Source organism: Pelotomaculum sp. PtaB.Bin117, assembly GCF_002067195.1.
Taxonomy (GTDB): domain Bacteria; phylum Bacillota; class Desulfotomaculia; order Desulfotomaculales; family Pelotomaculaceae; genus Pelotomaculum_D; species Pelotomaculum_D terephthalicicum.
On record NZ_MVQM01000148.1, the window covers coordinates 1 to 8,995 of the forward strand.

Below are 8,995 nucleotides of genomic sequence, written 5' to 3' on the forward strand. Positions count from 1 at the left end.
GGCACATCCGCCGCCGTCCCTCCTGCCCCATTTGCAGGCGGAGTCCGGGATCCAGCAGCAATTTGCGCAGCGCGCCGCTCAAGGCTTCACTATCCCCGGGATTTACCAGAAATCCTGTCACATCTTTCTCGACCACTTCCCGGCATCCCCTGATATCCGTAGCCACACAGGGTAAAGCCATCGCCTGGGCCTCGATCAGAGAGCGGGGCAGCCCTTCCCGGTAAGAAGGAAGCACGTAAATATCCGTGGCCGCCAGCAAATCGGAGATATCACCGCGCGGGCCCAGTACCTGTATCCTGTCCCGCAGTCCGCAGCGGTCGATTAACTGCATGAGGACAGTCAAAAAACCCTCATCAGGGCCGATGAATAAGGCCTGCCAGGGTATATCCCGCACCTGTCGCAGCGCTTCCACCAGATCGTGATACCCCTTTTCACGGTTAATACGGCCAATCATGGTAATCACCGGGTTGTTTTCCCTGATTGCCAGGCCTTCCCTGACCCGGAGACGCTCGCCGGGGGAATACTTGCCGGGGTCGAATTCAATAAGATCAACACCGTTCCCGATATGGATCAGCTCTCCCCGGCGGGGCTTAATGCCCATTTTACCCGCGATAATAACGTCTTCCCCGCTCTGCGATAACATTATGTCTGTAATCCCGGCCATCCACCTCTCGATTTGCCGATAGAACCGGTATTTCACTTGCGGCATGCCGGGATGAAAGGGAAACCCGTGTACAGTATGAACAACGCTTGGAACCCCGGCCAGTCTTGCAGCCACCCGGCCTACCACACCGGCTTTGGAGGTATGGGTATGGACTATCTCAGGCCGTATGTTCCTGAAATAACGGAACATTTTCAGAATTGCCCCGGAATCCGACCAAACATTTATTTCCCTGTCGATAAAGATCTCTGTTACCGGGAAGCCCAGGTCGCGCAAAGATTCCCCCTCGGGCGAAGGGCTGAATACAAACCCTACTTCCAGTCCTTTTTGACGGAAGTACCGGCATTGAGCCAGGAGGGCCCGGTAAGCGGTAATGCCGATTGTGGTAACATGAATTATACGGGGCTTCACAGGCCGTTCTCCCGCGCAAACCATTCAACCGTTAACCTTAACCCTTCATTAATATTGGTTTTCGGAAAATAGCCCAGCATTTTGGACGCCTTTTCAATACCGGCCATTGAATGCTTAACGTCACCCGGACGGCTTTTTAAATATACTGCATCCACCTGGGAGCCGGTAATATCTGCCAAAGCATCTAATAAATCATTCAAAGCAATCCTGTTCCCACCGGCGATATTAAACACTTCACCGGCAACTCCGGCAGTCTGCCAGGCTAAAAGATTCGCCTGAACAACATCGTCAACGAAGGTAAAATCCCGGGACTGCTTCCCGTCGCCGTAAATTACCGGTGGATTCCTGCTTAATAACGCGCTGACAAACCGGGGAATAACTGCCGCATATTCTGATTTTGGATTTTGGCGCGGTCCAAAAACGTTAAAATACCTCAAGCCGACAGTCTCCAAATGATACAGTTCATAAAAAATTCTTCCATAAATCTCCCCGGCCAGTTTGGTTGCCGCATAAGGCGACCTTGGGCAGAGAGGCATACTTTCAAGCTTTGGCAAGACATCGCTGTTGCCGTAAACGGATGACGAAGATGCATATACCACTCTTCTGACTCCGGCGTCCCGGGAGGCCCAAAAAACATTTAAGGTTCCGGAAATATTTACTTCGCTTGTAGTCAGCGGATCGGCCACCGACCGGGGCACCGACGGCAACGCGCCCTGGTGAAAAACCACTTCCGCACCTGCAACGGCCTGCCGCACATCACGCAAACTGCGCAGGTCTCCCTTATGCACCTCTATTTTTTTTAACACCGGCTGTAAATTGTCCAGACTGCCAGTGGAAAAGTTATCCAAAACCCGCACCCTGTGACCCAGTTCAACCAGGGTGAGGGTCAAGTTGGAACCTATAAAACCGGCTCCTCCGGTGACCAGAATGGCACCCATTAAACAACACCAGTCTTTGCATAATTTACATTTTTTCTTTCAGCTTTCCGGCTGTTACCGCTTTTTTTTGTTTTTGGGATTTTGCAACCACTTCGTTGTAGTTCGAATAATAATCTTCGCTTATTTCATCCATTCTGGCGCAATTTAAAGCTACCCCCAGGATCCTTGCCTTCGCGTTTGTCAGAAGCACTTTGGTTTTTGTTACTGAATTATGAGAGGCTGCCCTGGACCTTACTACCATAAGCACGCCATCCACCCTTTTGGATAAAACAGCGGCGTCGGCTACCACAGTTAACGGCGGGGTATCCAGCAGGATAACATCAGCTTTTTCTTTCAGGCATGCAATAAGCTGGCCCATTTTCTGACCGCCTAATAATTCCGTCGGGTTGACAGGCAGCTGACCCGCTGTTAAAATACTTAGCCCTGCCATTGGAAGGGCCTTTATTACCTGTTCGGGTTCCTTGAATCCGGATAAAATGCTGGTCAAACCCAACTGGTTATCTACATTAAAAATCCAATGCTGCTGGGGTTTGCGCAGATCACAGTCAACAATAATCACCTTTTGACCTGTTTGCGCAAAAACTATCCCAAGGTTGGCTGCAACAAAAGATGTCCCCTCGCCAAATCCGCTTCCAGCCAGCAAAATGGCTTTTGCAGTGTCCCCCAGCCCCAGGAACTGGAGGTTGGCCCGTAATGTCCGGAATGATTCGGATATGAAGGAGCGGGGCTGATTGTAAGTAATCAGTTCGTAACTGCTCAACTCTTGCTCTCCTTTCCGGCACCATTTTGAATTTGTACCACAGGTATTAATCCCAGTACAGGCAGCTTGAGATAATTTTCTATTTCCTCAGGATTTCTGATGGTGTCGTCAAGGTATTCCCGGATAAAAATGATCGCCACCGTTATTAAGAGGCCGAAAATGCCGGCTAGAATGATGTTTAAAATAACATTAGGGCTTTCCGGAGATGCAGACGGTACTGCCGGGTCGAGTACTTGAATATTTTTAACACTTAAAACCTTATATACTTTCCCTGTGAGCGCCTGAGCCACTCCGTTTGCGATTAAGGCTGCGGCCGCAGGGTTGGAGTCGCTGGCCGTAATTCTTAGTATTTCGGTCTCGCCGGGCAGATCCACCTGAATTTTCGCACTCAGCTCTTCCGGGGTCAGATTTAAATTATTCGTTTTAATTACTTCTTCTGCAACGCCACGGCTTTTAGCCAACTCGCTATAAGTTTTAACCAATCTTAAATTTATTGTCAGGGTATTAATATTAATTTCCGTAGATGACATTTGGTCTCTAAAGACCATAAGCGTTGTGGAGGATTTATAAACAGGCGACATCACAAACAAGCTGATCACCGCACTGGTCAGCATGGCCACTACCGGAATTAAAACCAGCACTAATTTGAGTTCACCCAGAATCCTTCCGAACTCCTTGAGATTCATCGTCTTTCCTTCCCTCCCCATTTAATATATGAAAACAGAACGGCAACTGTCATATATTACCGCATCATATTGAGCCTGCTTTGATGATGTTACTCAACCAGGCTTTTATTAAGGTTCAATGCTTATATATTTTTTCATTGTCCATCCCGTTTGGCCGGAATTCAATTTAACTTTGCACCATTCACCAGTTTCAGGCTCAACAAACACTTCAATGCTGTCACCAGACTTTAACGTCCCGATGATCCGTCCGTTCAGGTCTCCCTTATCCCTCACATTAAGAGAGGTTGCCAATACCTTTCCCTTAACCACCCGTTGAATCTGGCTCTTCTGCTGCTCCGTCTGTCCTTCTGAAAATTGCTGTTCACCTGATTGATGATAATTTGAGTCATCCAATTGCTGCTCAGACTGTTTAGGTGATGCGGTATCGCTGACTTTATCTGCTGAAGTTTCTTCAAGAGCTTCCATTGATCCTGTGCCTTCCTTTATTTCTCCTGCCTGACGCTTCAGAAATAAAATTTCCTCAAGTACGGGATCCCTGTAATCAGCTAGGTCGAACACCTTCTGCGCTTCTATTGGGGCATCCCCGGCGCTATCACGGGTTTCTTGGGCGTCCTGATTTTCATCAACTGCGCTGTTTGATTTCACCCCCCCGGCCAACCCGCTTGAAGAGCCCGTGGGCTCCGCAACACTTTTCTGTGGTGCTGCACTCCTTGACTCATTCACTTGATTTTCAACCGAAGCAGGAGCAGGCATATATTGAACTTGTTCCGCGTTTTGCCTGGGTTTAAAAATAATTAACCCGGAAACTACCGCAAGAGAACAAAAAGTAAATGCCAGCCACTTACTCCTTCCTCCGGCGCCTGCTTCTATGCGAGCCAAAGTTATAATCAAAAAAACACCGGCAATTACGGCGCTTGCAACCAATGCCCATAACCAAATAAACGTCATCTTGCTCCCCCCCATCCAGTTTTTTAATCCGCTTCATTCATTCCTGTTATTTTATGTCTTGTCAAAGATTTATGTTCCAGCTGACATTTGTAAATCATTGTTCCGGGATTGTAACCTCACCTGGGGAAGCGTCATAAGATATCTCGGAGCATCGGAAGACATGTAGACGAGGAGGTGAAGCAGTATTATCCATGATCTGAAGCGTATAGATGGGACAACAGCGGAGGATGGGACAACAAGCAAACGCCACTTTACAGCCGGCTTCTTTACTCTGTTCATAATTATGTTGCTCGGAATCGTCTTCGTAAGCGGGTGCAACGACAAACAAACCACCGCCATTCCGGCAGCAGAGCAGGAAACTAAATTAGACCCTGAGAGCAAGCTGGCCGCAATAAAGATTGAAAGCTATGCCCATCCTGATGCTCTAATAAGCGTCTACCAATTAAAAGAAAAAATTCTTGACCCCGAGATACTCGTTTTCGACGCCCGTGGCAGGACTTTTAGAATATACCAGCAGACTTACCTGCAAAGTCATATACCCGGAGCGCTGCCAATCCTTTACAGCAATTATTACAACCAAGCATATCCCGGCCGTATGGCTTTCCCTCTTGAATTTCAAAGCATGCTTGGAAAAAGCGGGGTGAGTAATAATACCAGCATTGTTCTCTATGGCGGTGATGGTTTAGAAGCCCGTTTGTACTGGGCAATTAAAATGTACGGTTATGACGATGTCAAGATTTTAGACGGCGGCCTGGACAAGTGGAAAGAATCAGGCGGCGATACAAGCAACGTAATATCCAAAGGTTCACCGGTAGAGTTTAAATTCGATTTAACAAATTCAAAAGCGGAATCAATGCTTGCCACCCTGAAAGACGTAAAGGCAGCCGTCAGCGGCAATGACTATTTTATTGTGGATGCCCGCAGCGATGCCGAGTATGCCAAGGGACACATACCCGGCAGCATGAATATTCCGTCGACGCTGCTTTTTAATAAAGATATGACATTTAAACCATCTCCCCAATTAAGAGAGCTATTTGAAAGTAAAAAAATAACGCAGGACAAGACAGTTATTGTCTATTCCAACGTAGGAGTGCGTTCCTCACTGGTCTGGTTCGCCCTTTCCGAACTCCTGGGATATCCAAATGTAAAAAACTACGACGGATCTTATAATGAGTGGCTCGAATATAAAGGACCGGTTGCTACAGGTTTATAAAAAAATCAATTCATCATAAAGAGAGGGAAGGGAGAAAATGAATAAAAAGAGACGATTTTTTTTAATTTACTTTTTAATTGCCTTTTTTGTCTTTTTAACTACCTTTGTTCTTATAGCCGGCTATAAACGCTCGTCAACCATCGTACAACCTACTTATCAGAATATTAACCTAACGGATGAAGAAAAGATAGCGGAATACAGCAATCCAGACGCCGTCATCACTGCCAGCGAGCTAAACAATATTCTAAATGACCCCAATCTGATCATCCTTGACGCACGTGCCGCGAATAACAAGGACTACGTTCAAAATTGCCAGGGCGGCCATATCCCCGGAGCCAGTGTTCTCCTGCGTTCCCATTATACCGATACCGCCCGCTGGTTCCGTGTAGCTCCGGCGAAACAAATACAAAAGTATTTATCAGAAATGGGTATTGATAATCATAGCCGGATCGTTATTTATGGCAATGACAGCTGTCTCCAAGGCCGGGTTTACTGGATGTTTAAATTGCACGGCTGCGATAATCAGATTCAAATTCTTGATGGCGGAATTGATAAATGGCAGGAGGAAGGTTACCAGCTAAGCAGTGAAAGAACCAGCCACAGGCCGTCCAAGTTTGCGTTCAATCCGGACAAAGCTGATCAGGGATATACCACAGACCTGAAAGAAATGGGAGAGATTTCATCTAGCAATAGCCCGGACAATATTATAGTGGACGTCCGTCCCAATAACGAATATTTAAACGGCCATATTCCCTCCAGCGTTAATGTCAGTGTGGATGAGCTGATGAACGAGGACAAAACCTTTAAACCATTGGATGAGCTGGTCTCTATTTTTACTGCCAAGGGGATTACTCCGGATAAAAACGTATATGTTTATTGCACCACCGGCTCGCTTTCTTCCTTAGCCTGGTATGTGCTTCATGAATTAATGGGTTATCCCAGTGTGATAAACTACGACGGCGGCCTTAAAGAATGGAGTTCCAGAGAACGGCTTCTGGAAAAGGGTGAACGCAGCTATTAAGATCTGCGCCCAAAACGAGAGTATGGGGAAAGGGAATACACCACCTTTCCCCATTAATTTGGAAGTTAATTATAATGAAAGAAAAAAAATCTATTAAAAATAAAATTCTACACATTATTACCGGCTTAAACACCGGCGGCGCCGAAATGATGCTATACAAAATCATTTCGGATATTGATCGGGCGGCTGTTGCAGTTGAGGTAATCTCGCTGTTGAACATCGGAGCAGTCGGCAGAAAAATTCAGGATCTGGGTGTGCCGGTGCACGCGCTGGGAATGCGCCGGGGAGTACCGAACCCACTTTATATATTACGGCTGGCACGCCGGCTCAGGGAAGACCCTCCCAACTGCATCCAGACCTGGATGTACCATGCAGACCTTATCGGGGGGCTGGCGGCAAAGCTGGCCGGGAGCATACCGGTCACCTGGGGTATTCGCCACAGTAACCTTGATCCGCAAGGCACCAAGCGAACTACCCTCTGGGCCGCCAAGGCCTGCGCCCGCTTGTCCCGCCGGCTGCCGGCCAGGATTGTCTGTTGTTCGGAGGCCTCCCGCCGGGTACATACTGAACTTGGCTATGCGGCAGACAAGATGGTGGTCATCCCAAACGGGTTCGACCTGGCTGTTTTTAAGCCGGACCCCAAGGCGCGGCTTGATGTGCGCCAAGAGTTAGGTATTCCCGAAGAGGGGCTGTTAATCGGTTTAATTGGGCGCTTCGCTCCACAAAAAGATCATTACAATTTTGTCTGTGCCGCGGCACATCTTAACGCCTGCCTGCCCAATATCCATTTTCTGCTCTGCGGAGCCGGAGTCACCCGGGAAAATCCTGAATTAATTAAATGGCTCAGTGATGCAGGCATCCTTTCTCAGTGTCACCTTCTTGGAGAAAGAGAGGATATGCCGCGTCTCACCGCTTCCCTGGACATCGCTACTTCTTCTTCATACAGTGAGGGGTTTCCAAACGTTATCGGCGAGGCAATGGCATGCGGTGTCCCCTGCGTCGTTACTGATGCGGGTGATTCGGCCTTGATTGCGGGTAAAACGGGTAAAGTTGTTCCCCCCAAGGACCCACGGGCACTTTCAGAGGGTTGGCTCGAACTGTTAAAGATGAATGCGGAAGGCAGAAAACGTTTAGGATGGGCAGCCAGACAGCGCATTGAGGAGCATTTTAGCCTCCCGTCCATTGTTAACAAATATAACGCGCTTTACAAGGAAGTTGCCGGGATGAAGATAATTGGCCAGCGCTAAAAAGGGAACAACAGGGCAAATCCTTAAGGCTTCAGTCATAATGGGCGGCACATCGGCTGTCTCTATGCTTACCGGTCTCATCAGAAGTAAAGTGATGGCGCTCCTGCTGGGACCGGAGGGGGTCGGCCTCCTGGGGCTATTACAGTCCATTCTGAATACTGCCTCAACAGTTTCCGGGATGGGCCTGGCCTCAAGCGGCGTCCGCCAGATTGCTGAAGCCCGGGCCAACGGGGATGCGGCATGTCTCGCCCTTACCCGGAAAGCCTTATTGTGGGCTGCGGTGATACTGGGTTTGTTTGGCGCGGTGCTATTGGTAATGCTCCGCAAACCTGTCGCCGTTATGACCTTGGGTGATGAAAGCTATACCTGGATGATAGCCTGGGTGGCAGCCGGGGTATGGGCAACCAATATATACAACGCCCAAATAGCAACTCTCAACGGCATGCGCCGTCTCGTCGACATTGCCAGGACATATATACTCAGCGCCTTAGGCGGAACACTGGTAACAGTCCTGGCAGTTTGGCAGCTGAGAGAAAGTGGAGTGGTGATAGCCGTCCTGAGCATCCCCTTGACTCTTCTGGTTGTTTCCTGGTGGTTAACACGCAGGATTCCGGCAATTGACGTCCATATATCCTGGCAAACCATCTCACAGCCCCTGTACGGATTATTCAGTCTTGGTTTTGCTTTTATGGCCATAAATCTTTTAAGAGCAGCGGCCCAAATAGCCGTCCGCGTCATTCTCACACGGACAATCAGCATATCCGCCGCCGGTTATTACCAGGCGGCATATAGCATCTCCGCACTTTACCTGGGTTTTGTCCTGGAAGCCATGGGAAAGGACTATTATCCAAGGCTGACTGCAGTTGCCCAAGACCGTGAAAAAACCAACGTCATGGTCAACAATCAGGCCGAGGTAGCCTTGCTTATGTCCGGCCCGGTTATTCTGTTTATGCTCACCCTGACCCATCAGGTAGTCGGCATCCTTTATTCCGGGGCATTTGAAGAAACGGTTGGTATCCTCCGCTGGCAGTTGCCCGGTGATCTGTTTAAGGTAGCCAGTTGGACAATGGGGTTTATTCTAGTGGCCCAGGGACGCAGCCAACTTTTTTT

At 48.5% G+C, this 8,995-nt stretch carries 9 protein-coding genes; 4 read left to right on the forward strand and 5 right to left on the reverse strand.

The window, feature by feature from the left end:
- The 5 genes from A4E54_RS10705 to A4E54_RS10725 form a co-directional block, all read right to left on the reverse strand.
- On the reverse strand, nt 1–1,072 hold a 1,072-nt coding region (locus tag A4E54_RS10705; protein ID WP_286726105.1), incomplete at its 3' end, for a glycosyltransferase family 4 protein.
- Complete coding sequence (locus tag A4E54_RS10710) at nt 1,069–2,010, reverse strand: SDR family oxidoreductase (RefSeq protein ID WP_240084328.1); 942 nt, start codon at nt 2,008–2,010, stop codon at nt 1,069–1,071. The genes A4E54_RS10710 and A4E54_RS10705, both read right to left, overlap by 4 nt.
- Nucleotides 2,011–2,035: 25 nt before the next feature.
- Nucleotides 2,036–2,770, reverse strand: a complete 735-nt coding sequence (locus A4E54_RS10715) for a CpsD/CapB family tyrosine-protein kinase (protein WP_240084327.1) — start codon at nt 2,768–2,770, stop codon at nt 2,036–2,038.
- Nucleotides 2,767–3,456 (reverse strand): YveK family protein, encoded by a 690-nt coding sequence (locus A4E54_RS10720; protein WP_240084326.1) that lies wholly within the window; start codon nt 3,454–3,456, stop codon nt 2,767–2,769. Before A4E54_RS10720 ends, A4E54_RS10715 begins: the two co-directional genes overlap by 4 nt.
- Nucleotides 3,457–3,564: 108 nt before the next feature.
- Nucleotides 3,565–4,404 (reverse strand): SH3 domain-containing protein, encoded by an 840-nt coding sequence (locus tag A4E54_RS10725; protein ID WP_240084325.1) that lies wholly within the window; start codon nt 4,402–4,404, stop codon nt 3,565–3,567.
- A gap of 283 nt (nt 4,405–4,687) precedes the next feature.
- Between A4E54_RS10725 and A4E54_RS10730 the strand changes: the two genes are divergently transcribed.
- The 4 genes from A4E54_RS10730 to A4E54_RS10745 all read left to right on the forward strand — a co-directional run.
- Nucleotides 4,688–5,617 (forward strand): sulfurtransferase, encoded by a 930-nt coding sequence (locus tag A4E54_RS10730; RefSeq protein ID WP_240084324.1) that lies wholly within the window; start codon nt 4,688–4,690, stop codon nt 5,615–5,617.
- Between the two features lie 37 nt (nt 5,618–5,654).
- Entirely contained in the window at nt 5,655–6,638 is a 984-nt protein-coding gene (locus A4E54_RS10735) for a sulfurtransferase (protein ID WP_240084323.1), read from the forward strand.
- A gap of 74 nt (nt 6,639–6,712) precedes the next feature.
- On the forward strand, nt 6,713–7,885 hold the full coding sequence (locus A4E54_RS10740) for a glycosyltransferase family 4 protein (protein ID WP_286726108.1): 1,173 nt from the start codon (nt 6,713–6,715) through the stop codon (nt 7,883–7,885).
- The coding region (locus tag A4E54_RS10745) for an O-antigen translocase (protein WP_286726109.1) at nt 7,872–8,995 on the forward strand (1,124 nt) is incomplete at its 3' end. The genes A4E54_RS10740 and A4E54_RS10745, both read left to right, overlap by 14 nt.